Annotated in this window: 23 protein-coding genes; 8 read left to right on the top strand and 15 right to left on the bottom strand. The window is 67.5% G+C overall.

Going from position 1 to position 24,961, the window contains the following annotated elements:
• Window positions 1-49: 49 nt before the first annotated feature.
• Genes treY through V2B31_RS07020 form a run of 5 tightly spaced genes read right to left on the bottom strand, consistent with a single transcriptional unit; the run spans window position 50 to window position 8,166 of the window.
• Complete coding sequence (treY, locus tag V2B31_RS07040) at window positions 50-2,410, bottom strand: malto-oligosyltrehalose synthase (protein ID WP_328276805.1); 2,361 nt, start codon at window positions 2,408-2,410, stop codon at window positions 50-52.
• Window positions 2,407-4,113, bottom strand: coding sequence for a 4-alpha-glucanotransferase (gene malQ, locus V2B31_RS07035; RefSeq protein WP_328276803.1), 1,707 nt, complete (start codon window positions 4,111-4,113; stop codon window positions 2,407-2,409). The genes treY and malQ overlap by 4 nt, the downstream gene beginning before the upstream one ends.
• Window positions 4,110-5,813: a malto-oligosyltrehalose trehalohydrolase gene (gene treZ / locus V2B31_RS07030; RefSeq protein WP_328276801.1), complete on the bottom strand. Its 1,704-nt coding sequence runs from the start codon at window positions 5,811-5,813 to the stop codon at window positions 4,110-4,112. Before treZ ends, malQ begins: the two co-directional genes overlap by 4 nt.
• Window positions 5,810-7,915 carry a glycogen debranching protein GlgX gene (gene glgX, locus V2B31_RS07025; protein ID WP_328276799.1) on the bottom strand — a complete coding sequence of 702 codons (2,106 nt, stop codon included), beginning with the start codon at window positions 7,913-7,915 and terminating at the stop codon, window positions 5,810-5,812. The genes treZ and glgX overlap by 4 nt, the downstream gene beginning before the upstream one ends.
• A gap of 29 nt (window positions 7,916-7,944) precedes the next feature.
• Window positions 7,945-8,166, bottom strand: a complete 222-nt coding sequence (locus V2B31_RS07020) for a DUF2934 domain-containing protein (RefSeq protein ID WP_328276798.1) — start codon at window positions 8,164-8,166, stop codon at window positions 7,945-7,947.
• Window positions 8,167-8,354: 188 nt separating this feature from the next.
• On the opposite strand from V2B31_RS07020, the gene V2B31_RS07015 reads away from it, so the two are divergent.
• From V2B31_RS07015 to V2B31_RS07005, 3 genes are read left to right on the top strand one after another with little or no spacing between them, the layout of a single operon-like run.
• A complete protein-coding gene (locus V2B31_RS07015) occupies window positions 8,355-8,615 on the top strand; it encodes a hypothetical protein (protein ID WP_328276796.1) in 261 nt (86 codons plus the stop codon).
• Window positions 8,612-9,130 carry a CinA family protein gene (locus V2B31_RS07010; protein ID WP_328276794.1) on the top strand — a complete coding sequence of 173 codons (519 nt, stop codon included), beginning with the start codon at window positions 8,612-8,614 and terminating at the stop codon, window positions 9,128-9,130. Before V2B31_RS07015 ends, V2B31_RS07010 begins: the two co-directional genes overlap by 4 nt.
• Window positions 9,117-11,180, top strand: a complete 2,064-nt coding sequence (locus V2B31_RS07005) for an NAD(+) synthase (protein WP_328276792.1) — start codon at window positions 9,117-9,119, stop codon at window positions 11,178-11,180. The genes V2B31_RS07010 and V2B31_RS07005 overlap by 14 nt, the downstream gene beginning before the upstream one ends.
• 6 nt (window positions 11,181-11,186) lie before the next feature.
• Here V2B31_RS07005 and V2B31_RS07000 read toward each other — a convergent pair whose 3' ends face one another.
• Window positions 11,187-11,939: a Crp/Fnr family transcriptional regulator gene (locus V2B31_RS07000; RefSeq protein ID WP_328276789.1), complete on the bottom strand. Its 753-nt coding sequence runs from the start codon at window positions 11,937-11,939 to the stop codon at window positions 11,187-11,189.
• Between the two features lie 353 nt (window positions 11,940-12,292).
• Window positions 12,293-12,931 (bottom strand): Crp/Fnr family transcriptional regulator, encoded by a 639-nt coding sequence (locus V2B31_RS06995; protein WP_328276787.1) that lies wholly within the window; start codon window positions 12,929-12,931, stop codon window positions 12,293-12,295.
• A gap of 180 nt (window positions 12,932-13,111) precedes the next feature.
• Here V2B31_RS06995 and V2B31_RS06990 point away from each other — a divergent pair, with 180 nt between their 5' ends.
• The gene (locus tag V2B31_RS06990; protein WP_328276785.1) at window positions 13,112-13,351 is read left to right on the top strand and encodes a DUF6894 family protein; all 240 of its coding nucleotides are present in this window, start codon (window positions 13,112-13,114) and stop codon (window positions 13,349-13,351) included.
• A gap of 1 nt (window position 13,352) precedes the next feature.
• Complete coding sequence (locus tag V2B31_RS06985; RefSeq protein ID WP_328276783.1) at window positions 13,353-14,141, top strand: Crp/Fnr family transcriptional regulator; 789 nt, start codon at window positions 13,353-13,355, stop codon at window positions 14,139-14,141.
• 3 nt (window positions 14,142-14,144) lie between these two features.
• Here the strand turns inward: V2B31_RS06985 and V2B31_RS06980 are convergent, their stop codons facing one another.
• From V2B31_RS06980 to V2B31_RS06945, 8 genes are read right to left on the bottom strand one after another with little or no spacing between them, the layout of a single operon-like run.
• Window positions 14,145-14,684 (bottom strand): DUF1003 domain-containing protein, encoded by a 540-nt coding sequence (locus V2B31_RS06980; protein WP_328276781.1) that lies wholly within the window; start codon window positions 14,682-14,684, stop codon window positions 14,145-14,147.
• A gap of 11 nt (window positions 14,685-14,695) precedes the next feature.
• The gene (locus V2B31_RS06975; protein ID WP_328276779.1) at window positions 14,696-15,721 is read right to left on the bottom strand and encodes a UDP-glucuronic acid decarboxylase family protein; all 1,026 of its coding nucleotides are present in this window, start codon (window positions 15,719-15,721) and stop codon (window positions 14,696-14,698) included.
• A gap of 23 nt (window positions 15,722-15,744) precedes the next feature.
• Window positions 15,745-16,818, bottom strand: a complete 1,074-nt coding sequence (locus V2B31_RS06970) for a CgeB family protein (RefSeq protein WP_328276777.1) — start codon at window positions 16,816-16,818, stop codon at window positions 15,745-15,747.
• Window positions 16,815-17,921 (bottom strand): CgeB family protein, encoded by a 1,107-nt coding sequence (locus tag V2B31_RS06965; RefSeq protein ID WP_328276775.1) that lies wholly within the window; start codon window positions 17,919-17,921, stop codon window positions 16,815-16,817. The genes V2B31_RS06970 and V2B31_RS06965 overlap by 4 nt, the downstream gene beginning before the upstream one ends.
• Window positions 17,918-19,042: a CgeB family protein gene (locus tag V2B31_RS06960; RefSeq protein ID WP_328276773.1), complete on the bottom strand. Its 1,125-nt coding sequence runs from the start codon at window positions 19,040-19,042 to the stop codon at window positions 17,918-17,920. The genes V2B31_RS06965 and V2B31_RS06960 overlap by 4 nt, the downstream gene beginning before the upstream one ends.
• Entirely contained in the window at window positions 19,039-20,121 is a 1,083-nt protein-coding gene (locus tag V2B31_RS06955) for a glycosyltransferase family 4 protein (protein WP_328276771.1), read from the bottom strand. The genes V2B31_RS06960 and V2B31_RS06955 overlap by 4 nt, the downstream gene beginning before the upstream one ends.
• Window positions 20,118-21,191 (bottom strand): SDR family NAD(P)-dependent oxidoreductase, encoded by a 1,074-nt coding sequence (locus tag V2B31_RS06950; protein WP_328276769.1) that lies wholly within the window; start codon window positions 21,189-21,191, stop codon window positions 20,118-20,120. Before V2B31_RS06950 ends, V2B31_RS06955 begins: the two co-directional genes overlap by 4 nt.
• On the bottom strand, window positions 21,188-22,300 hold the full coding sequence (locus V2B31_RS06945) for an NAD-dependent epimerase/dehydratase family protein (protein ID WP_328276767.1): 1,113 nt from the start codon (window positions 22,298-22,300) through the stop codon (window positions 21,188-21,190). Before V2B31_RS06945 ends, V2B31_RS06950 begins: the two co-directional genes overlap by 4 nt.
• A gap of 303 nt (window positions 22,301-22,603) precedes the next feature.
• On the opposite strand from V2B31_RS06945, the gene V2B31_RS06940 reads away from it, so the two are divergent.
• The 3 genes from V2B31_RS06940 to V2B31_RS06930 are packed head-to-tail and all read left to right on the top strand — an operon-like array spanning window position 22,604 to window position 24,956.
• Window positions 22,604-23,230: a histidine phosphatase family protein gene (locus tag V2B31_RS06940; RefSeq protein WP_328276765.1), complete on the top strand. Its 627-nt coding sequence runs from the start codon at window positions 22,604-22,606 to the stop codon at window positions 23,228-23,230.
• On the top strand, window positions 23,227-24,036 hold the full coding sequence (locus V2B31_RS06935) for a TIGR04290 family methyltransferase (RefSeq protein ID WP_328276763.1): 810 nt from the start codon (window positions 23,227-23,229) through the stop codon (window positions 24,034-24,036). The genes V2B31_RS06940 and V2B31_RS06935 overlap by 4 nt, the downstream gene beginning before the upstream one ends.
• Window positions 24,033-24,956: a glycosyl hydrolase gene (locus V2B31_RS06930; RefSeq protein ID WP_328276761.1), complete on the top strand. Its 924-nt coding sequence runs from the start codon at window positions 24,033-24,035 to the stop codon at window positions 24,954-24,956. Before V2B31_RS06935 ends, V2B31_RS06930 begins: the two co-directional genes overlap by 4 nt.
• Window positions 24,957-24,961: the final 5 nt, after the last annotated feature.

The raw sequence follows: 24,961 nt of genomic DNA, 5'->3' as shown, positions 1-24,961 counted from the left end.
GCAACCGATGAGACGCGCGATTTGCCTCCTAGTTCCAGAGATTTGCGGCTTACTCACCTAAATCAATCAAATAAGGGCGATCGGCGAAGATGGCGGCGGCGGAGAGGCGGCTGTCTCCGTCGATGTGCGTGTCGCCCCACCAGTCCGCGCCGGGCAGGCCGCCCGCCTCCACGATCGCCGCACCGGCGCGCAGCATGACCGCGCAGAGCAGGCCCTTGTCGCCGTGCCGGCGCGCAAAGGCCAGCACATGCGCGGCGCGCCGGCCGGTGACGGGGAGGGGACGATAGCTACCCTCGCTGAACAGTTTCGGATGGGTCCGACGGAGGGCGAGGGCATCGCGGATCAGCCGCAGCTTGCGCGAGTCGAAAGACCCGTCGGGCGCGCGCAGCAGCGCCTGCCGCCGGGCATAATCGACCGGGCGGCGATTGTCGGGATCGACGAGGCTGAGGTCCGCCAGCTCCGCGCCCTGATAGAGATCGGGGACACCGGGCAGCATATATTTGAGCGTGACCTGGACGAGGCTGTTGGCTTCGGCGGCGGGCACGATCCGCGCGAGGAAGGTACTGAGATCCGCGCGGAAGCCGTCATGCGCCAACAGGTCTTGAAGGAGCGCTTGGGCGGCGGCTTCATAGTCGGCGTTCGGCGCTTCCCAGCTCGACCGTAGCCGTGCCTCACGCAGCGATTTGTCCTGCCAGGCGGCAAGGCGATCGGCGAAGTCGGGCGCGGGTTCGCCACTCTGCGGCCATGCGCCCAGCAGCGACTGGAACAGTTGGTAGCGGTCGGCGGGATGCACGCCATGGCCCTGCGCCATCGCCGACCAGCGGGCGACCGCTTGATCCCAGAGGTCGGGCACGGCGCTCAGCACCGCAAGCCGCGCGCGGACATCCTCGCCGCGTTTATGGTCGTGGGTCGCGGTCGTAAGCATCGCATGGGGCGGGCGGCCGGCGGCGCGCTGGTGGAACTGGTCGGGCGAAAGCGCGAATTGTTCGGGGTCGGAACCGACATCATTGGCCGAGAGCAGGGGCGCGTAGCGGTAGAAGGCGGTGTCCTCCACCCCCTTGGCCGCGATCGGGGCGGACAGCTGCTGGAAGCGGCGGACGGCTTCGGCCGCGAGCGCGGGATCGCCTTCGCCCGATCCGCCCAGCAGGTCGAGGATGCGGCGCGTGACAGGCGCTTCGCCGGAGGGCAGGTGGCGCTGGACCATGCGCCATGCCTTATCGCGCTGGGCTGTGTCGGTTTCAGGTGCGGCGGCACCGTCGCCATAGGTGCGATAGACGGGGAAGACCCAGAGCAGCCGCTCGATCGCGCGGCGCAGCATGGCGGGGGTGCACGCCTCATCGTCCGCGAACAGCGCGGCGAAGGCGGCGACGCAGGCGGAAAGCTGCGCGTCGAACTGCCAGCTCAGCATGTCGCGGCGGGACTCGAGCACCACCTGCGCGGGATCGGCGTGGGCGGGGTCGAGGGAGCGCCACAGGTCGCGCAGCGGCGCTTCGCCGGCGGGGTCGTGGAGCAGCGCGGTCAGGTCGCGCATCGCGTCATAGCCGCTGGTGCCGCCCACGCCCCAGTCGGCCGGCAGCATCTCGTCCGCGCCCAATATCTTCTCGACGATGATCCACGCGCCGGGCCGGATCGCGTCCAGCTCCGCGCGCAGCCGGCGGCAATAGCCGGCCGGGTCGGTCAGCCCGTCGACATGATCGACGCGCACGCCGTCGATCAGCCCGTCGCGATATAGGTCGAGATAGAGGCGGTGTGTCGCGTCGAACACGGCGGGGTCTTCCACCCGCAGCGCCGCCAGTTCGTTGATCGCGAAGAAGCGCCGCCAGTTGAGCCGGTCATTGGCGGTGCGCCAATGGACCAGGCGGTAATACTGCGCGTCGAGAAGGTCGCGGAGCGGGAGGTGAATGGCGACATCGGGGCGGAGCGGCAGCCGCTGTTCGCCGTAGAGGAGGATGTGCGGTTCGCCCTCCCGGACCAGAGCGATATCGCCCGCGTCGATTACCTCGCTCAGCGTCGCGCCCAGGATCGGGAGGATCAGCGGTCCGGTCCAGTCGATGTCGAACCAGCGCGCATAGGCGCTGTCGCGGCCAAGGCGCAGCACGTCGTTCCAATACCCATTCTCGCCGCCCGCTACGCCCATATGGTTGGGCACGATGTCGATGACGATGCCGAGGCCATGGGCTCGCGCGGCGGCGGCGAGGCTGCGAAAGCCGGCCTCGCCGCCCAGTTCCGGGTTGATACGGGTCGGGTCGGTGACGTCATAGCCATGGGTCGATCCGCTGCGCGCGGTCGTGATCGGCGAGGCGTAGACATGGCTGATGCCGAGGTCCGCCAGATAGGGGAGGATCGCCTCCGCCGCCGCGAAAGGGAAGTCGCGGGTCAGTTGCAGGCGGTAGGTGGCGCGGGGGATCATAGGGTTCTTTCGCTGTTCAGCGTCGCGATGCGGCGCGCGACCTCGGGGCGCGCGAGCAGCGCGGCGATCGGGGCGGGCAAGCGGCGTCGCCAGTTGGGATGCTCGTCCACCGTGCCGGGCAGATTGGGCTGTTCGACAAGGCCGAGCAGATCCTCGATCGGCACGATCGCGAGCGGGCAGGGGGTGGCGGCGAGGAAGGCGAGGGCGGCGTCCACCACCGGGGCGGGATCATCGTCGGCGGGCCTGGGTGCGCCCTTGCCGATGACGCGCCAGAGCGTGGCGCGATCCTGCGCGCGCTTGGCCGCTGTGTCGCCGCCGCGATTCAAGGTGGCGTTCCATTCGAGATCGCGGCCGCTCCACCAGCCGGCGATGGTAGCGGTGTCGTGGGTTCCGCTCATCGCGACCGAAGTGTCGGGATAGGCGCTTGCGGGCAGGAAGCCGCCCTTGCGGTCGCGCGAGAAGGGCAGCACCGCCATGCCGTAGATGCCGGCCTCCGCCAGCGTCTCGCTGAAGCCCGGCGGGCGGGTGCCGAGATCCTCGGCGATGACGATGGCGTCGGCGCGCCAGGCTTCGAGCTTGATGAGGCGCAGCAGGTCCGCAAAGGGGTAGGCGAGATAGGCGCCTTCGCTTGCCGGGCGGCCTTCCGGAATGACCCACAGCCGTTGCAGGCCGAACGCATGGTCGATGCGGATGCCGCCGCCCCGCGGGATGTTTGCGCGCAGCATGGCGATGAAGGGCGCGAAGCCGCGGTCGCGCAGGCCATCGGGGCTGTAGCTGGTGAGGCCCCAATCCTGTCCCTGCGGCCCCAGCGGATCGGGCGGCGCGCCGATGCGCAGACCGCGCAGAAATGCGCCGGGATCGTCGCGCACCTCCTCGCCGGCCGGATCGACGCCGACCGCGAGGTCGGCGATCAGGCCGATCGCCATGCCGGCGTCGCGCGCGGCTTGCTGCACGGCGTCGAGGCCGGCGCGGGCGCGGGATTGGAGGTAGCCGGCGAAATCAGCCGCTTCATTTTGGGCGGCGAACTGCGTGCGTAGCGCAGCAAGCTTGGCTGGGCCGGCGCTTTGCCAGTCGATAAGGTCGGCGGTCGCGCCTTCGCAACGCGCATCCGCGAGTAGGCCGTTGAGCGCCAGCCGGCTGGAGGGCGAATAGGGAGCGAAGCGGCCGGGATCGTCGAGCGATTGCGCATGGGTCGGGCTGAGCGCCACGGCGTCCGCGCCGCAGCGGCCGAGCGCCGCGACGGCTTGCGCGAGTAGGGCGAAGTCGCCAAAGGCGCGGCCCTCTCCCACGAGCGAGGGGATTTGGATGGCCACGCCCCAGCCGCGCTTCGGGATAGCGCGGCAGCGCGGCGGCGCGATGGCTAGGGTGGTCTCTCCTGCTGCATGGCGTAGGCGGTAGTAGCCGGGCCGGGTCGGGCTGGCGACGGATGCGCCTGCCTCGTCCAGCGGGTCGAAATCGCCCAGACTTTCGGGCAAGGTCAGCGGCGCGCCGCAATCGATCGTCACCAGCTTGGGCAGCGCTGCGTTCCTCGCCTTCAACCGCGCGCGGCTCTCCGCAATTTCTGCGTCGCTTTCCGCCGGCAGGTCGAGCGCCGAGAGGATGGCGCGCAGGCTCTCGTCGCTCACCTGCTGCTTCGCGCGGTCGGCATCGGTCCAGAGGCGCGCTATGCCCGCTTCATCGGCCAGCGCGTCGAGCGGCGTCATGCCGGCGCGATCCAGGCGGCGCAACTTGCCGGGCCGCCCGGAGCGCCAATGGTGAAGAGCGGCGCGCCGCTTTCCTCCGCCGCGACAGGCTCCGTGCCGAGATTGAGGAGGATCGTCAGCGTCTCGCCGCCGCCGAGCCGCCAACGCGCCTCCACCGCCTTGTCGGACAGCGCCCGCGCGCCGAGCGGGCGGCTGCCGTCCAGCCCCGGCACGATATGGCGATGGCGCAGGTCGAGCAGGCTGCGGTAGAAATGCCGCCATTCAACGGCGTCCTCGCCGGGGGCGACGCGCGCCTTCTCGAACGTCGCGAGCGCGTTGGGATCGGGGATATGCGCACGCGCTTCCTCGCTGGCGAAGGCGGAAAAGCCGGCGAATTCGCGCCTGCGCCCTTCGCGCACGATGTCGGCCAGCTCGTCGTGGAAATCGGTGAAGAAGAGGAAGGGGCTTTGCGCGCCGACTTCCTCGCCCATGAACAGCATCGGGATGTGCGGCAGCAGAAGCAGCAGCGCGGTCGCCGCTTTCAATCGATCGACGTCCGTGAGGTGGATCAGCCGATCGCCCAGCGCGCGGTTGCCTGTCTGGTCGTGATTCTGGAGGAAGGCGATGAACGCAGTGGGGGGCAGGTGGCCGCTCGGGCTGCCGCGCGTCTTCCCCTCCTGATGGGGCGAGGGATCGCCCTGGTAGATGAAGCCTTCGCCGAGGCAGCGGGCGAGCTTGTCCGCTGGGCGGTCGGCGAAATCCTGATAATAAGCGTCGGTCTCGCCGGTCAGAAGGACATGCAGGACGTTATGGAAGTCATCGTTCCACTGCGCGTCATAGCGGTCGGGGGAGAGGCGGGCGGCGTCGTTGTGCTCATTTTCGAGCATCAGATGGACATGCCGGCCGGGCGCGACAGCGGCGCGGATGTCGCGGGCAAGTTGGTCCAGGAAGCCGTCGTCGCCGATCGCATGGACCGCGTCGAAGCGCAGCCCGTCAAAGCCATAATCATTGAGCCACATCAGCGCATTTTCGCGGAAGAAGGCAGCGACCGCCGGCCGGTCCACCGCGATCGCGCCGCCCCAGGGGGTCTGGCGTTCGGCATGGAAGAAGGACGACGCATAGGCGCCGAGATAATTCCCGTCCGGCCCGAAATGATTATAGACGACGTCGAGGAAGATCATCAGGCCATGGGCGTGCGCGGCCTCCACCAGCGCGCGCAGATCGTCGGGGCTGCCATAGGCTTCGGCGGGGGCGAAGGGCAGGACACCGTCATAGCCCCAGTTGCGCGAACCGCTGAAGGCGTTGACGGGCATCAGTTCGATCGCGGTGACGCCGATGTCCTTGAGCGCAGGCAATTGCGCCGCGACGCCCGCGAAACCGCCGCACAGGCCCGCATGAAGTTCGTAGATCACGGTCTCGCGCCAGGGGCGGCCCTGCCATGGTGCCGGGGGCGTGAGGGGCGTGACGACGCTCCAGCCATCGACGCCGCCCGATTGGGCGCGCGACGCCGGATCGGGCACGGCGAGATCGGGATCGAGGCGGAAGCGGTAGCGAGTGCCCGGCGCGGCGTCGGCATCGGCGACGAACCAGCCGTCCTCCGCCGCCGTCATCGCCACCGTTTCCGCGCCGTCGCGTTCCAACGTCACCGCATCACGATCGGGCGCCCACAGGCGGAAACGCCAGCGTCCGTCGCCAAGATCGGCTGGTCCCCACAAGGTCATGACGCGGGCTGATCCCCAATCCAGCAGACCAAGACCGCCGAATGGGCCTGCACCGCATAATCGTCGCCAATCTCGAACGGGTCGCGATCGGGCTGGGCGCTGTCGATCAGCACCTCGCGCGTGGCGGACGGCGGGGGCAGGATGAAATCGACCGGATCGTCGCCGGCGTTAAGCAGCAGCGTCAGCGCCTCCACCCGGCCGTCCTCGCGCAGCGTCGCGCGGCGCATGGTGAGGGCGCGGGCTTCGGGGTTGTTCCAGTCCTCGGGGCTCAGCTGCTGGCCGCGCTCGTCCCACCATTCGATGTCGTTGACGCCGAAGCCGGGGGAATCCTGCCCGTAGAGGAAGGTCGCGGCGCGCATCACGGGATGCGCCTGGCGCAGCGCGATCAGGCGCGCGGTGAAATCGAACAAAGCCTTGCCCTCGTCGCTCTCCAGCAGCGACCAGTCGATCCAGCTGATCTCATTATCCTGGCAATAGGCATTGTTGTTGCCGCCCTGGGTGCGGCCGAACTCGTCGCCGGCCACCAGCATCGGCGTACCGAGCGAGGCGAGCAGGGTGGTGAGCATCGCGCGGCGCACCCGGCCGCGCGTTTCGAGAATGGCGTCGTCCTCGGTCGGCCCTTCCGCGCCCCAGTTGCGCGAGAGGTTATTGTCGTGGCCGTCGCGATTATCCTCGCCATTGGCCTCATTGTGGCGTTCCTCATAGGAAACGAGGTCAGCGAGGGTGTAGCCGTCATGGCTGGTGAGGAAGTTCACGCTGGCCCAGGGCCGCCGCGCGCGCCGGTCGAACAGGTCGCCCGAGCCGGAGAGGCGCGCGGCAAGGTCCGCCCGCTGGCCGGGATCGCCCCGCCAGTAGCGGCGGGTGGTGTCGCGAAACTTGTCGTTCCATTCGGCGAAACCGGGCGGGAAATTGCCGAGCTGATAGCCGCCTATGCCTACATCCCATGGCTCGGCAATCAGTTTCAGCCGGCCGAGGATCGGGTCTTGGCGCAAGACGTCGAACAGCCCCGCATTGGGATCGAAGCCATGATCGGTCCGCCCCAGCGTCAGGCCAAGGTCGAAGCGGAAGCCGTCGACGCCGAAGCTGGTGGCCCAGTAACGCAGCGAATCCGCCACCATCTGGATGACGCGGGCATGAGTCAGCTTGAAGGTATTGCCGGTGCCGGTGTCGTTGAGGCAATAGCGCGGATTATCGGGCAGCAGCCGGTAATAGGTGGCATTGTCGATCCCGCGCCACGACAGCGTTGGCCCCAGCTCGCTGCCCTCGCAACTATGGTTATAGACGACGTCGAGGATCACCTCGATCCCCGCCGCGTGCAGCCGCCGCACCGCGACCCGAAATTCGTCATGCGTGTCGCTGGAGAAATAGCTGGGTTCGGGCGCGAAGAAGCTGAGCGTGTTATAGCCCCAATAATTGCGCAGCCCCTTTTCCTGGAGGAAGCGGTCCTGGGTGAAGGCATGGATCGGCATCAGCTCGATCGCGGTGATGCCCAGGCGCTTGATATGGTCGATGACCTTGGGATGGGCGAGCGCAGCGAAAGTGCCGCGTTCCTGCGGCGGCGCGGCTTCCAGCAGCTTGGTCAGCCCCTTGGCGTGCGCCTCGTAGATGACGGTTTCCGACCAGGGAATGTTGGGCCGCACGTCGCGCGACCAGTCGAAACTGTCGAGCGTCACCACCGCCTTGGGCATCGCCGCCGCGCTGTCGCGCTTGTCGAAGCCCAGGTCCGCGCGGCGGCCGCGCACCGGATAGCCGTGCAGCACGTCGTTCCAGCGCAGGCTGCCCGATAGGCGACGGGCATAGGGATCGAGCAGCAGCTTGTTGGGATTGAAGCGGTGCCCCTGCTCGGGCGCATAGGGACCATGCACGCGATAACCGTAGAGCAGGCCCGGCCGGGCATTGGGGAGATAGCCGTGCCAGACCTCATCGGTGCATTCGGGCAGGGTGAAGCGGGCAAGTTCGCGCTTCCCCTGTGGATCGAACAGGCACAGCTCGACCTTGTCGGCATGGGCGGAAAAGAGGGCGAAATTGACGCCCAGCCCGTCGAAGCTGGCGCCCAGGGGATAGGGTGATCCGCTCTCGAGGCGGTCGGGGAAATGGCTCAAGCGGCCTCCAGGGGTCGGGGGAACTGGGATCAGGCGGCGGGGGGTGGCGTGGCTTTGCGCCGGCGCGGCTTTGCCAGCTGCTCGGCGGCCGCGCCGCTCGCCAGCGGATTGGGCAGCGCCTCGGCGCTGTCGGCCTCCGCCAGTTCCGCCTCGGCCTGCCGCCAATGCTCGTCGGCCAGCCCCTCCGGGTAGCCCTGCGCTTCCCAGATGGCGTGCGCTCGCGCGCGGATACGCTCTTGTGCGTCGTTCACCCTGTTGCCTCCTCCATGCGCCAGCCGTGGCGAGCCAAGAATGCGCGGGGGCGCAATTGGATGCGGGGTCTAACCCAGGTGAGGCGCTTTTTTTCGCAAGCGCAACATTCGGGGGTCGCGGCAACCTATGTGATCGGCGGGGGGAACTCCCGCCGTTGCCTATTCTTGATAGGTCAAGGAGATCGTCCATGAATGCCTCTTTCCGCGACAGCCGCGAGCGCCCCACGGCGCATACGCGCAACCCCAATATCTCGACCGAGAACCAGCCCGAAGGCGCGGCACGCCGGCCCAGCGACACGCTCGATCGCGAGCCCGAGCGCGATCCGATCAGCGGCGGGACGATCCCGTCCGACTATGATCCGGTAGCTATGACCCGCCGGGGCGAGCAGGACGACAGCCGGGCGGGGCGGGAGGAAGCCGGCGCGAAGGCGCGGAGGTCGGCCGAATGAGCGAAGCGGAAACGCTCTCCCCGATCCTGCCCGATGATATAGAGAGCGCCGCCGCCGATCTGCTGAAGGCCGCGTGCGACGCGGATGTGAAGCTCGCCACGGCGGAAAGCTGCACCGGCGGGCTGCTCGCGTCGCTGTTGACCGATGTGGAGGGGGCGAGCCATGCGTTCGAACGGGGCTTTGCGGTCTATACCAAGGACGCCAAGACCGAGATGCTGGGGGTTTCGTCGGCCCTGATCGACGCCCTTGGCGCAGTGAGCGAAGCGGTGGCGCGCGCAATGGCGGAGGGGGCGATCGCCCATTCGCGCGCCGATGTCGCGCTGGCGATCACCGGCTATGCCGGCACGGCCCCTGATGACGAGGAGGACGGCCTCGTCCACTTCGCCTGCGCGCGCCTGAGTGGGACGACCCAGCATCGCGTCGCGCATTTCGGGGGTATCGGTCGCGGGCCGGTGCGCATATCGTCGCTTCGCATCGCACTGGACATGATGAGGCAGGCCGTTGACCGCAACTGAGGCATTTTCTTCCTTTCACACCCATGGTTTCGTTCGGCTCGCCGCCGCCACCCCGCGCGGCAGCGTGGGCGATGTCGCCGCCAACGCAGCGGCGGTGCTGGAACTGGCGCGGCAGGCGGCGGGGGAGGGCGCGAATGTCGTGCTGTTCCCCGAACTCTGCCTGTCTTCCTATGCGATCGACGACCTGCATCTTCAGGAAGCCTTGCTGGACCGGGTGGAGCAGGAAGCGGCGGCGCTGATTGCCGCGAGCGCCGACCTGCCGGTGCTGCTGGTCGGCGCGCCGCTGCGCCGCGCTGGGCGCGTCTATAATTGCGCGCTGGTGATCGGCGGCGGGCGGCTGATCGGCGTCGTGCCCAAGAGCTTCCTCCCCAATTACCGCGAATATTATGAGAAGCGCTGGTTCGCGCCGGGCGCTGGGCTGACAGGGCAGGAGATCGAGGTCGGCGGGCATAGAGCGCCCTTCGGCACCGACCTGATCTTCGCCGCCGAGGGCCAGCGCGACTTCATCTTCCATGTCGAGATTTGCGAAGATTATTGGGCACCGCTGCCGCCCTCCACCTTCGGCGCGATGGCCGGCGCGCTGATCCTGTGCAACCTGTCCGCATCGAACATCACCATCGGCAAGGCGCGCGACCGGCATCTCCTGTCCGCCTCGCAATCGGCGCGCTGCATCGCCGCTTACGCCTATTCGGCCGCCGGGGCGGGCGAGAGCAGCACCGACATGGCCTGGGACGGGCAGGCGATGGTGCATGAAAATGGCGAGTTGCTGGCCCAGTCCGCGCGCTTCGACGACGCGCAGGAGCTGATCTACGCCGATATCGACGTGCAACGGCTGCGGCTGGAGCGGATGCGCAACGGCACTTTCAACGACAGCGCGGTCGCCGCTGGTCATCCCGAAACCCGGTTCCGCACGCTGACCTTTCCCCATGCTCCAGCCGTCGCCGATCGAGGGCTCCGGCGCGCGGTGCGGCGCTTCCCCTTCGTGCCGGCCGACCCGCTCCAGCTCGACGCGGATTGCTACGAGGCGTTCAACATTCAGGTGGAGGCGCTGGTGAAGCGGTTCCGCTCAACAGCGGGCCGCCATCTGGTGATCGGCGTGTCGGGCGGGCTCGATTCCACCCATGCGCTGATCGTCGCGGCCAAAGCGTGCGACCGGATGGGCCTGCCGCGCTCGACCATCCTGGGCTACACCATGCCCGGCTTTGCGACGGGGGAGCATACCAAGGGCAATGCCTGGGCGCTGATGAAGGCGCTGGGGGTGGCGGGCGAGGAGATCGACATCCGCCCCGCCGCCAACCAAATGCTCGCCGACATGGACCATCCCTTCGCAAAGGGCGAGCCGGTCTATGACGTGACGTTCGAGAATGTGCAGGCGGGGTTGCGCACCGACTATCTGTTCCGCCTCGCCAATCATCATGGCGGCTTCGTCATCGGCACGGGCGACCTCAGCGAGTTGGCGCTGGGCTGGTGCACCTATGGCGTCGGCGACCAGATGAGCCATTATGCCGTCAATGCCGGCGTGCCCAAGACGCTGATCCAGTTCCTGATCCGCTGGTGCATCACCACCGGCCAGTTCGATGCGCCCACAGCCCAGGTGCTGGACGCGATCCTCAACACCGAAATCTCGCCCGAATTGGTGCCGGCGGGCGCGGACGGGGCGATGCAGAGCACGGAATCGCGCGTCGGCCCCTATGCGCTCAACGATTTCTTCCTGCATCATGTCGTCAGGCTGGGGCTGCCGCCCTCGAAGGTCGCCTTCCTCGCCTGGCACGCCTGGCGCGATGCAGGGCAGGGGGTGTGGCCGTTCGGCTACCCGGAGGACGGGAAGGTCGCCTATGATCTGCCGACCATCCGCAAATGGCTCGACAATTTCCTCTACCGCTTCTTCACCATCAGCCAGTTCAAGCGGTCCGCCCTGCCGAACGGCCCCAAGATTTCGCCGGGCGGCGCGCTGTCGCCGCGCGGCGACTGGCGCGCGCCGTCCGACGGGGTGGCCGGACCCTGGCTGGATGAGCTTGCCGCCGCGCTCGGCCCGGCGCAGCGGGATTGAGGCGGATCAGCCGGCGCTCGGCGCGCTGGCGTCCGGCGCGGTCGCCCAGCGCAGGCGGTTGAAGTCGGCCAGTTGCGCCAGCCGCTGCCGGTCGGCGATCATGATCCTGCGCCGGTCGCGCCTGATATAGCCCTCCGCCTCCAGCGCGCGCAGGGTGCGGTTGACGTGCACCGTGGTCACGCCGGTTGCGTCGGCGAGCACGGTCTGGGTCAGCGAGGGGCTGATGACCCATTCCTCCACCTCGTCGATCGGACCGTGGCGCAGCGCCAGTTCGCAGAAAAGATGCGCCAGCCGGCCGCGCGCATCGCGCCGCCCCATGTTCGATATCCAGGCGCGCACGATCGACATCTGCGCATCGACCTCCGCCCACAGGGCCTGCGCGACGCGCGGGTGGGTGCGACTGATGCCGAGTATGCTTTCGATCGGCACGGCGGCGACCTGCGTCGGGGTGATCGCCTGCACGGCATCCTCGGCCGCCTGGGGCGGCAGGACGGGCAGGTTCAATATATCGCCCTCGCCATGGATGCCGCCGATATGACGCACGCCTTCCGCCGAAAAACGATGGCGATGGGTGTAGCCGCTGAGGAGGATCTGGCAGGCCGATGCGCGTTCGCCTTCCTGAACGACATAGGCGCCCACGCCGACCGCCCGCACCTGAAAGGGAAGGGCGGACAGCGCCGCCCTGTCCGTGTCGGACAGGTCGATCCGCCCGCCGAGCCTTGCGATCAGCGGGTGCAGGGGATGAGGAGGAACGGTCATGCCGGTCGGGATCGATCGCGGCGGAGGGAGAAGCTGGAAAAGCCATGATCGGCGGCGGGCGAGCGGCGAGCCGAAGCGCCTCCCGCGATTAGCGCGCGGATGAAGATATCCGATGCCCCATATGCGTCCCCTGTTGCGACCGACGGCATGACGGCCGCCTCTACCTTTTTCCCTGTTCTATTTCTCGTCATGGTCCGTCATTTTGATGGCGATGGTCTGTTATCGCTCCCGGTCCGCAGTGCTCTGCATGACCAAAGGCGGCATACCTTGCGTCAAAGTTGAAAAGGCCGCCGCCAACATATGCTAATTAAGCTATAATTTTTGTCACATTTGGGTGTCTGCCGACGGTTCGATCAGATCACGGCATCAGCTTGGGATATGGCGGCGGCCTGCCGCAGCGCCGCTACATCCGGGATGCGCAGCCATTTGGATTGCAGCTCGACCAGCCCCTTGGTCCGCATCGTCTGGAGCGTGCGGTTGACGTGAACCGGGGTCAACCCAGTGAGGTCGGCAATGTCCATCTGCGTCAGCGGCAGCGCGCATTGCTGGCCATAGGCCAGGCCCGACTGGCGCATCCGCTCGAACAATTCCAGCAGCAGATGCGAGAGCCGCTCCAGCGCGGTGCGCCGCCCCAGCGTCACCAGCCAGTTGGCCTGTCGCTCGCATCCGTCCACCAGGCTTTTCCAGAAGCTCGGCTGATGATCGGCCAGCGCGCCGGACGGCACTTGGCACGGTACCCGTTTCGCGCGGACGTTGGTAAGCGCCACGATCGGCTGCGAGGGCATGCGCCCCAGCGCCCAGTGCGGCTCGCAATAGTCGCCCGGCAGATAGAGGGCCGTGATCTGACGCCGCCCGTCGGACAGCGTGCGATAGCGGCATGCCCATCCTTCGAGCATATGGTAAAGGCCGGCGGGCTGCTCGCTTTCGCGCGCGATGAACTCGTGCGGCCTGAAAAAGACGAGATCCTCGTCCGGTGCAATTTGGCTCAACATGGAATGTCCCTGTTAAGCCCCCCGCGACTCAATTTAGCGAAACTGTGATAATCCGAATTCACATATGTTGTTTGGGGAAAAATCCTCCGTTCGGCTCATGGCGGAACGGCCACAGCCTAGCGAAAAGGTCTGATTATGTGCGGGCGTGGAACCGATTTGCGCGTGGCGGGATTAATCGCCATGGCCCGCTATCACCTGCACCTGTTTAATGATATAGACATAATCGACGAGGAAGGCCGGGATTTCCCCGACCTGCCCGCTGCCGAGGTCGAAGCGGTGCGCAGCGCCCGCGACGTAATAGCCGATCATATATTGAGCGGGCGCCCTGTATGCCTGCACCACCGCATGGAGATCGCCGACGCGGGCGGGACCGTGCTCAAGGTGATCGCCTTCCAAGACGTTGTTCGTTTCGAGCCGTGACATGAGCAAGGCAGCGGCGCTACCCGACCAAGAGGAGTTGATGCCCAACGGCCACCCTGCCTTTCGCCCTTTCCTTCGCAGGCTGTTGCAGCGCTCGGTTCTCAATGAGGAGGAGCAGCAGGCAATCCTCTCGCTGAATGGCAGGGAAGTCGAGATCGAGCCGCATCGCGACATCGTGCGGCCGGGCGAACTCACGGATTTCTCCTGCCTTGTCGTGTCGGGCATGGCGGCGCGTTTCGGCCAGCTGCGCGACGGCCAGCGTCAGATCACCGCGATCCATGTTCCTGGCGACATGTGCGACCTCTATTCGCTGATGCTGCCCAAAGTCGAATGGGCGCTTCAGGCGCTGTCGGCACGGCTGACGATCGTGAAGGTCGCGCACCGCGATCTCCTTGAGCTGGTGCGGACTTATCCGGCGATCGGCGAAGCCTTCTGGCGCGATACGACCGCCGACGGGTCGATCGTGGCGCAATGGGTGGTAAGCGTCGGCCGGCGCGACGCGCGAATGCGGACGGCGCATCTCTTCTGCGAAATCGGCGTGCGGATGGAGCGCGCCGGCCTCGGCCGCCGTACCGACTTCGATCTGCCCGCGATCCAGACCCAGCTCGCCGACGCACTCGGCATGACACCTGTCCATATGAACCGCGTGATCCGGAGTCTGCGGCAGGATGGGCTGCTGATCCTGAAGGGGCGCGAGGTGCAGATACCCGATTGGGACGCGCTTGCCGCCACGGGCCAGTTCGACGGCGGCTATCTGGAAATGGACATGGCGCCGCTCGCGCGGCTCTGACGCTCAATCCCGGGTGGGATCGATCGCGTCCATCACCGCTTCGGGCGCTACGTCGCGCGCCAGTTCGGGCAGTTCGGGATCCTCGGCTTCGGCTATGCCCAGATGCGCCGCGATCGCGATGGTCAAGCGGACGAGGCGGGTCACTTCATGCTCGGCGAGCAGGCCGATCTGCAGGTCGAGCGTCGCGCGGCGGTCGGCGAGCGCGGCGGCGCGGTTCTGGCTGATGAGGACGAAGGTCGACAGGAAGATCGCCTCCACCGACGCCCAGGTCGCCAGGATGACGAAGGTCGGGTCGAAGCGCGGCACGCCCGGCAGCAGGCCGAGATTGGCAGCGACCCACGCGCCCACCAGCAGCAGATGGAGGCAGACGAAGGTCATGCTGCCGCTGAAGCGGGTGACGGCGTCGGCGACCCGCTGCGACAGGCTGGCGCGCTTCTCCTCCTCCGCTTGCCGATCGCGCAATGCAGCGATGTTGCGCTCCAGCGCGGCGGCGAGGTCTGGCGAATCGGGTGGTGGAACGGTGACTCGGGCCGCGGCAGTCATTGCTCAGCGCGTCATTCCGCCGCGATCGGCGTGGCGAGGTCCAGCGCCTCCAACGGCGGATGCAATCGCTGCCGCTCCAGTTCGCCTGCGAAGAAGGCGCAGGTGCGCCGCAGCCCCTCCGCCAGCGGCACGGTCGGCTCCCAGCCCAGCAGCGCGCGCGCGCGGGTGATGTCCGGGCGGCGGCGGCGCGGATCATCGGTCGGCAGCGGCAGGCGGACGACATTGGCGGTCGTCCCTGTCTCGGCGATCACCCGCTCCAGCAGTTCCAGGATGGTATATTCCTCCGGATTGCCGAGGTTGACGGGCGCCAGATCGTCAGGCTCGGACTCCATCAGGCGAATAAGCCCCTCCACCATATCTGACACATAGCAGAAACTGCGCGTCTGCGATCCGTCGCCATAGATGGTGATGGGCTCACCCGACAGCGCCTGGCACAGCAGGTTGGAGACGACGCGGCCGTCATCCGGGTGCATGTTGGGGCCATAGGTGTTGAAGATGCGCGCCACCCGCACATCGGCGCGGCCCAGCCGCGCGAAGTCGAACGCCATCGCTTCGGCTGCGCGCTTGCCTTCGTCATAGCAGGCGCGCGGGCCGGTGCAGTTGACCCAGCCTCGATACGCCTCCTGCTGCGGATGCGCTTCGGGGTCGCCATAGACTTCGCTGGTCGACGTGAGGAGGAAGCGCGCGCCGGTCTGTTCGGCGAGGCGCAGCAGCCGGTCGGTGCCCAGGACGTTGGTCAGCATCGTATGTTCGGGATCGGCCTGATATTGCGGCGGCGATGCTGCACAGGCTAGATTGTAGATGCGGCCGATGTCGCGCCGCCGGGTCACGGCGTCGGGCAGCGGATCGACGATGTCGCCGCGCACGAAGCTGAAATTCCGGTGCCCCTCCAGTTGCTCCAGATTGATGGATCGGGCGGTCTGGAGATTGTCGAGGCAAATCACCTGATGCCCGCGATCGAGCAGCGCGCGGCAGAGATGCGAGCCGATGAACCCCGCGCCGCCCGCGACCAAAACGACTTGCTTGTCCTGCTGCATCAGCCTTTCTTCCTCTTGTCCGTTCATTCGGCGGCCACCAGCCGCTGGCGCACCAGCGCCGCTTCGCCGATCATCTGCTCCAGCTCGGCGGCGCGCGCGTCGGCGCCATGGGCGGCCAGGATGCGATCCCGAGCCGCCGCGCCGATCGCGCGCTTGTCCTCGTGCAGGAAGACCAGCATCTGCTCGGTCTTGTCGGCGAAGATGATCTCGCGATTGGGGGCGAGCAGGTCGGACAGGCCCGGCCACACGTCCGAGATGATCGTCGTGCCGCACGCCGCCGCCTCGAACAGCCGAACCGAGGGCGACCAGCCGGCCGCGATCATGTCGGCGCGGGTAACGTTGAGCGTGTAGCGCGACGCGCTGTAGAAGGCGGGATGGTCGGCCGGGGGCAGATGCTCGATCCGCTCGACATTGGCAGGCCAGTCGATGTCGTCGGGATATTGCGGCCCGGCGACGACAAAGCGCTTGTCGGGCATCAGCCGGGCCGGCTCGATCAGCAGCTTTTCGAGCGTCGGCTGACGATCGGCGCTGTAGGTGCCGAGATAGGAGAGATCCCATTGCCTGGGCACCTCCATCGGGCGATAGGCGCGGGTATCGACCGAGCAGTAGAGCGCCCGCGCCATGGCGGAGCCATAGCGTTCTTCCAGCAAGTCCAGCGTCGGCCCGCCGGTGAAGGAACAATAGAGGTCATAGCCGGCGATCAGTTCCGGCGAGAGATAGGCGCATGTCCCCTCGCGCAGCGCCGCCAGCGTCACCGGCGTGTCGATGTCGTAGAAGGCGGTGACGCCGCGCGCGTGACGCTGCACCCATTGCCCGACCGCGATCCCGTCCGGCACATAGGAGCCGACGATCACCGCGTCCGCCGCCGCGATCTCGCCGCGCCAGTCCTCCAGCGCGGCCAGATCGTCATAGAAAGCGAGCCGGCAAAAATCGGGCGCGGCGAGATCGCGCTGCCCGGCATACCAGGGCACGTCGCGCTCCAGGAAGAGTATGTCGTGGCCCCTCTCGGCGAAGGCGGACAGCAGGGCGCGGTAGGTGGTGGCATGGCCGTTCCCCCAAGACGAGGAGAGGCTGAGGCCAAGGACGACGAGCTTCATGCGCGCTCCATCTGCGGTTGGCGGGTGACGGTGCGGCCGGCATGGTCGCGCAGGATCGCGTCGACCTGCTCGCCGCGCAGGGCATAGCTATGCTCGCGCTTCACCCGGTCGAGCGCGGCCTGGCCGATGGAGCGGGCGCGCTCGGGCGTGAGGGCGGCGAGATGATCCGCGACATCCTGCCCGTCGCGCGCGACCAGCACTTCCTCGTTGGGGGTCAGGAACAACTCGATCCCCTCCCAGGCGTCGGTGATGAGGCAGGCGGCTGCGCCTGCCGCCTCGAACACGCGGGTCGCGGGCGAAAAGCCGACCTGCGCCATGCTGTCCCGCGCCACATTGAGCACGGCGAGGGGGGTGCAGTTGAAGGCATTATGCTCGGCGGTATAGACATGGCCGCGATGGCGGACATTGGCGGGCATGGCCTTGCTGTCCCAGCCATTGCCGCCGATCAGGAAGCTGCGGTCGGGCAGCAGCGCGGCCGCATGCAGGAAATATTCCTCCACGCGGCGTTCCCGGTCGGGCAGGCGGTTGCCGAGAAAGGCGAGATCGCAGGCGAAGCGCGGATCGGGCGGCACCGGGAAATGGCTGGCCGGATCGAGCGCGTTATAGACGGGGATGCACTCCCGCGCGCCCATCTCCCGATAGGCGTTCACCACCGGATCGCCGCCGCCATAGGTCAGCACCAAGTCGAGACCGGGCAGCGCCTGGCGCACTGGGTGCTGGGGTGCCACGCGCATCTCGTCCAGCGTCGCAGCGGCGTCCACATCCCAGAAGATGTGGAGCGCGTGGGGGGCAGCGCGCTGCATCACGCCGGCGATCAGCTCGTCATCGAACACGCCGACCCCGCTCGCCTTCACCACCACATCGGCGTCGGCCGCCTCGTCCATGACCCGGCCCAACGCCTCGACCGTCGCGGGATAGACGGTGACGGTCGCCCAGTCGGGCGGATCGATGTCGCGATGCTGCTGGCGGTCGAAAGCGTCGGGCTCGTAGAAGTGGATGGCGTACCCGCGCGCGGCCAGCTCGCGCAAGATGCCGCGATAATAGGTCGCCGCGCCATTCCAGTAGGAGGACAGCAGGCTGGAGCCGTAAAAGGCGATCTTCATGCAAGGCTTCCTGCGAGTTGCGGTTGCGGGATGGGCGCGAGGCTGTCGACGATGGCGAGCAATTCGCGCGCGCGATGGGCGCAGCTATGGCGGCTGCGAACGGTCTCCAGCCCGTGGCGGGCAAGGCTGGCACGCAGATCGGCATCGGCGGCGATCGCGCGCAGATGATCGGTCATCTCCGCGCCCGAGCGGGCGTAGAGAAAATCCTCGCCGGGGCGAAACAGCCCCTCACTGTCTTCCCAAGGTGCAGACACGAGCGGAATGCCGCAGGCCAGCGCCTCGAACATGCGGATGGTCGGGATGCCGGGCAAGATCTGCGTGTAGTAGCGGCGCGGCACATGGACGGTGGCGCGGTGCCGGGCGAACAATGACGGCGCGGCGGCATTGGCGGCCCAGCCATGATAGCGCACGCCATGGCGCGCCAGCATCGCCAGCGCCTCTTGCGGGTAGCGCACGCCATAGATGTCGAGCGGCAGGCCGGCGGATGCGGCGGGGCGGAAGAGAAATTCCTCCAGCTCGGCGGTGCGTTCGCCATCGCCCCAATTGCCGATCCAGATCAGGCCGTCGCGGGGCTCTTCTTCCTCTGGCGGGCGGAAGTGGCGGATGTCGGCGGCTTCGTGCCAGGTCCAGACCCGTTCGCCCCAGCCCCATCGGCGATACACGTCCGACAGCGCTTCGCCGAAGGCCAGCACGCCGTCATAGCCGCTAAGGTCGAACGCGCGGATCGCGTCGGGATCGGACACGGCGCGGTGATGGGTGTCGTGGAAGAACAGGGTGAAGCGCGCGCCCTCCGCGCGCAGCCGCCCGATCCGCGCGACCAGCGCCGGATCGTTCCATTCATGGACGATGACTAGGTCCGCGCCGTCGGTCAGCTCAGCCACATCCGCATCGCTGGCGTAGCTGCGCGGATGAAGATCGGGATAGGCATGGCGGAACGGCGCAAGCCCGGCCTCGCCATGATCGGCCATGAGGTTGGCGAGGCTCCAATTGCTGCCCTCCGGCTCCAGCGCCAGCACGTCATGGCCGAGCGCGCCCAGCTCGCGCAGCACCCCGCGCAGGAAATGGGCGTTGCCATGGTTCCAGCAGGACAGCAGCGAGTGGGTGAAATAGACGATCCTCATGCCGCCGCCCTCTTCTGAAGCCGGGCGTAGAGGCCGGCCATGCGGCTCGCCATCGCTGCTGGCGTGTAGCGTGCGGCCCGGCGCGCGGCACGGTTGCCGGCTTCGATCCGGGCAGCGGGATCGGCAACCAAGGCGTTGATGGCTTCGGCGAAGCCGGCCGCATCGCGGGGATCGACGAAGGTCGCGGCATCCTCCCACAATTCGCGGAAGGTCGGAATGTCGGACAGGACCAGCGCGCAGCCCGCCTGCGCCGCCTCCAGCACCGATAGGCCGAAGGGTTCGTACAGCGCCGCCGACGCGAAGATCGGCCGCGCGCCGAGCTGGCGGGCAAGCGCTACTTCATCGAGCGTGCCCTGAAGGCTCAGCGTGTCGAACGCGACGGCCTCGCCATGGGGCGCGCGGGTCGGGCCGGCGGCGAGGAAAGGCACGGCGATCCGCGCAGCCGCCGCGTCGAGCGTGCGGAGGTTCTTGCCCTCGTCCCACAAGCGCCCGGCGGTGAAGACAAAATCATGCATGGGTGCGGGCGCGCTGGCGAGACTGCGGCCATTATGGACAGCGACCGGCGCAACGCCATAATGCCGCCGCGCAACCTCGGCGAAGGCCGCGCTGGGCGCGACGGCCAGGGTAGCGCGTGCAAGACCCTGGGCCACCAGAGCGGTGCGCCAGCCAAAATCGGCCGGCATCGGCCCGCTCCGCACCGCCGCCCACCAGCTCGCGACGCAGCTGTGCAGCACCGCGACTATGGGGCAGCGATACAGCCCCCGGCTCACCAGCGCCGGGCTGTGCAGTTGCACCAGATCGGCGCGACAGTCGCCCGCCAGTTCGGCCAGCCGCTGCTCGGCGGCCAGGATCGCGGCGGGGCTCTCCGCCAGCCATTCGAGATCGAGGCCCGTGTCGATCAGGCGCAGACTGCCGATCGCCGCCGCCTTGTCCCGCTGCGCGGCCGAGGCGGCGGGGCCGAGCAGCGCCAGGGTCACCTCATAGCCATATGGCGCGAGCGCAGCGGCGAGATCGACCGAATATTGCCATACCCCGCCCACCGCATCGGCGGTGAGCAGCAGGTGCCGCCGCTCGCTCACAGCGCTTGTTCCGCGAGATAAATATGCGGCGCAGGCGCAGGACGGTTGGCGACCAGCCAGCCGGCAAGGTCCGCCACGCCCTGCCGCCACGGCTTTGCCGCGCGGAGCGGGATCGCCTCACGCAGCGCGCGCGTATCCGCGACGAAATAGCGCTGGTCGCCCGCGCGCCAGTCGGACAGTTCGGTGCTCAGCGGCCGGCCGAGGTGCTCGCCGATGAACCCCAAAATCTCGCGCAGGCTGACCGCATTCTCGACGCCGCCGCCCAGGTTGAACGCGCGCCCGCGCACCCGGTCGATATTGCGCAGCAGCCCGACATAGGCGTCTACCGCGTCGCCCACATCCAATATGTCGCGCACTTGGCAACCATCGCCATAGAGGGTAATCGCCCGCCCCTCGATCGCCCGGATCAGAAAATGCGCTACCCAGCCCTGATCCTCGGTCCCCATCTGGCACTGGCCGTAGATGCAGCTCATCCGCAGCACGGCGGTCGGCACGCCAAAGCTGCGGCCATAATCCAGCACATATTGGTCGGCCGCGCCCTTGGAGCAGCCATAGGGGGTGTGGAAATCGAGCGGGCGGTTCTCGCCGATGCCATGCGCGGCGATGTCCGGCGCGACCGGCACATAGGCGTCGCCGTCCAGCGCGAAGTCCAGATCCTCCAGCCCGCCATAGACCTTGTTGGTCGATGCGAAGATGACCGGCGGCGGGGAGGCGCAGCGCCGCGCCGCCTCCAGCAGCGAAAAGGTGCCGAGCGCATTGACCTCGAAATCGGCGCGCGGATTGTCCAGGCTGGTCGTCACCGCCACCTGCGCCGCCATATGAAACACCGCGCTCGCCGACCGGACGCTGTGCGCCAGCCGCGCCTCGTCGCGTATGTCGGCGATCAGCGGGACGATGCGCCCGCCATGCCGTTCCTCCAGCCAGGCGAGGTTGCGCTCGACGCCGGGGCGGGCAAGCGAGTCGTAGATGATGACCGATCGGCCCTCCCGCGCCAGCCGGTCGGCGATGTTGCAGCCGATGAAGCCAGCGCCGCCAGTGACGAGGACGGGGCGGGGATCGGCGCCGCTCATGCGACCAGCCCGCGCGCTTCCAGTTCGGCGCGCGCCTCCGCCACCCGGTCCTGCGCCGTCTGCCGCGCGACCCATTCGGCGAGTTCGGCCAGGCCTTCCCCGAAATCCTGTCGCGCCTCAAACCCCAGCCGCTCGGCGGCCATGCGCGTGTCGCAGAAGCAGTGACGGATATCGCCTGTCCGCGCCTTCCCCACAATGTCGGGGGTCAGGTCGTCGCGGCCCATCGCTCCGGCCAGCGCATTGGCCACCTCCGTCACCGATCGATGCTGGCCCGACCCGATGTTGAAGGTGCCGCCGGCCGCCTGCGGCTGTTCCAGCGCATCGGCGAAGGCGCGCGCGACATCGCTTACATGCACGAAGTCGCGCCGCTGTTCGCCATCTTCGAAGATCATCGGATGCTGCCGGTTCAGCAGCCGCGAGGCGAAGATCGCCAGCACGCCGGTATAGGGGTTGGACAGCGCCTGACCCGGCCCATAGACGTTGAAGAGGCGCAGGCACACGCCCTCCATGCCGTAAGGCGCGGTCATGATATGCGTGGTGCGTTCCTGCACATATTTATTGAGCGCATAGATGGAGGCAAGGTTGGGCTTCTTCCATTCGGGCGTCGCGACCGGGGTGAGCGGCCGTCCGGCGCGGTCGGTCGGCTCCCAATTTTTCTGCCCGTCGCGCAAGGTTCCGCGATCGGCATCCTCGACGAATTGCCCGTCCAGGTCGCGATACAGCCCCTCGCCATAGATGCTCATCGAGGAGGCGGTGACGACCCGGCGCACCGGCTGGTCGATCAGCCGCTCGAACAATATGGCGGTGCCGACGTCGTTGACGCTGGTATAGCGCTCGACCTCATACATGGATTGGCCGACGCCGACTTCGGCGGCGAGATGGATGATGCCGTCCACGCCCCGCACCGCGCGCGCCACCGCGTCCCCGTTGCGGATATCGGCTTCGATCAGTTCCACTTCGGGGTCGAGATCGGCGGGGCGGCCACCATGCCCGTGCACCTGCTCGATCAGGCTGTCGAGCACGCGGACCTCATAGCCCCGACCCAGCAACTCCTGGCAGACCCTGCGGCCGATAAAGCCGGCGCCCCCGGTGACGAGTATCTTCTCCACGCGCTCTCCCATGCTGGATGTAGGTGGGCCTTGCGGTCAGGCAGGATGCTGCCGCATAAGGATCAGGCAATGGGTGAGGAACATCTTCTTCAATAGCTTTGTTCCTGAATGGAGTCGGTAAGCGAACGATCGAAAAACACAGGTTATAAAAAGTTACATGGGTTAAAACATGCCAATCTGCGTTCCGAATATTTCACTTGATATATATTGATTGCGGGAAACTGGGAACATTCACGCCTTGTGATTTGATTGATCGTTCCTGCTGTGGAACTTTCATATCTACAGCAATGTTAGGAAGCATCTATGTTGATGCTCTCCGATACTCGCACCGCCGTCACCAGCCAGGTCCATGTCCATCTCGCCCGCCATGGCGTCCATGCCGACTATGGGCAGGTGCTGAGCGGCCGGGCCGGCGCTGCGCCTCTGACGGTCGCCGGCCGCGCGCAAGCGGGGCGGCTGGCGCGCTGGGCGCTGCGGCACGGTGTCGGCATCATTCACGCAAGCCCCCGTAGCCGCACCGTCGAGACCGCCGCGCTGGTCGCGGAGGCGCTGGGGGTGGAGGCGCAGCGCAGCGATGCGCTGGACGAGATCGACTTCGGCGCGTGGAATGGCCGGGCCTTCGCCGATCTGGACGGCGATCCGCTCTGGGACGACTGGAACCGCCAGCGCTCGGTCGCCCCGACGCCGGGCGGCGAGACCATGGCGCAGGCGGTGGTGCGCGCCGCCGCTCATGTCGCGTCGCTGGGGCAGGGCGGCGATGCCGCGCTCTGCGTCACCCATTGCGACATCATCCGGGGGGTGATCGCGCATTATCTGGGACTTCCCCTCGACCATATCCTGCGCTTCGACATCGATCCCGGATCGGTCAGCACCATCGCCTTCGGCCCCGATGGCGCGCGCGTCATCCGCATCAACGAGGTGCCCGCATGAAGACCGCCGCTATCGCCTCGAACGAAGACCTCGCCCTGCGCCGCCGCATCGACGCGCTGGGGCCATGGTTCCAGAATTTGCGCATCGGCGGGGTGGAAACCGCGCCCGACCATTTTCTGGGTGACTATCCCGCGTTCAAATATGCCCGCTTCCGCGACGCCATCCCCGCCGACCTGACCGGCAAGACCGTCCTCGATATCGGTTGCAACGCGGGCTTCTACGCGATCGAGATGAAGCGGCGCGGCGCGGCCGAGGTCGTCGGCATCGACAGCGACGAACGCTATCTGGCGCAGGCCCGCTTCGCCGCCGAGGTGGAGGGGCTGAGCGACATCCGCTTCGAGCAGCTATCGGTCTATGACGTCGCGCGGCTCGGCCGCCGCTTCGACCTCGTGATCTTCATGGGCGTCCTCTATCACCTCCGCCACCCGCTGCTGGCGCTCGACCTGATCCGCACGCATGTCGCCGGCGACATGCTGCTGTTCCAGACGATGCAGCAGGGTTCGCCCGACGTGCTTCAGGTGCCCGAGGATCATCCCTTCCACGTCCCCGGCACGATCCGGCCGCCCGGCTATTTCGACAATCCCGCCTATCCCAAGATGCACTTCATCGAACGCAGCTTCGCCCATGACTGGACCAACTGGTGGGCGCCCAACGCCGCCTGCGCCCAGGCGATGCTGCGCGCCGCCGGCTTTACGATCGAAGCGCAGCCGGAGGAGGAAGTCTGTCTTTGCCGCGTCGCCCCGGTCCCGTTCGGCGACCTGATGGGCAGCGCCGCCGTCTATCCCGCCCGAGAGGAACCTGTATGATCGAAGCCGCGATGATCTGGAACGAGCCCAACAACAAGTCGCATTGGGATCCGGAGGTCGACCCCGACTGGTCGCTCTACGCCGACATGGTGATCCGCGCGGGCGGCGCGATCCGGGCGATCAATCCGGCCGTCACGCGCGTTCTGGGCGGCATGTCGCCGATCGACCCGCACTGGGTGAACCGGATGCGCGACCATGGCGCGCTCGACGCTGTGGATGTTGTCGCGGTCCATGGCTTCCCGCTCGACTGGAATCTGTGGCCGATCCACGCCTGGCCCGACAAGATCGCCGAGATCGAGGTAGTCCTGCCCGACAAGCCCGTCTGGGTGACGGAGGTCGGGGTCGGCTCCTTCGGCGCGGAGGAGGTGCAGGTGTTCGGCGTGAACCGCACCGCCGAACTCCTCATCGGCCGAGTGCCGCGCGTCTATTGGTACAGCCTCTACGACCTGCCGCAGGAGTGGGGCGCGACCACCCGGCATCGCGAGGCGGAGGGCTCCAGCTATTACCGTCATTTCTACATGGGCCTGATCCGCGCCGACGGGACGCCCAAGCCCGCGCTGGACGATTACGCCAAGGTCGCCGACCGCATGGGCCTGATGCAATGGTTCCATTTTGAAGACCCCCGCCTCGACGACGCCGTCGCCTGGATGAAGCGGCTCGGCGTTCGCCAGCTCCGCACCGGCCTTAGCTGGGCAGACAGTCTCCGCCCCAATGCGGTGGACTGGTTCGATCGGCAGATGGACGCGCTCGCCGATTTCGACGTCACCGTCACCTTCTGCTTCACGCCCGAGCATCTGGGCATCGCCCCCCACCACAGCAGCGCGGCCCATGATCCGCAGGCGTTCGCGGATTTCTGTGCCTGGATGATCGACCGCTACGCGCCCGCGACCGCCGCGCTGCCCATCGCCCGGACCGCCTGACCGAA

Origin of the sequence: Sphingobium sp. (assembly GCF_036170395.1) — a bacterium.
Lineage (GTDB): Bacteria > Pseudomonadota > Alphaproteobacteria > Sphingomonadales > Sphingomonadaceae > Sphingobium.
The sequence above is the reverse complement of the archived record's forward strand: the minus strand, read 5'-3'. Positions and strand labels throughout refer to the sequence as shown.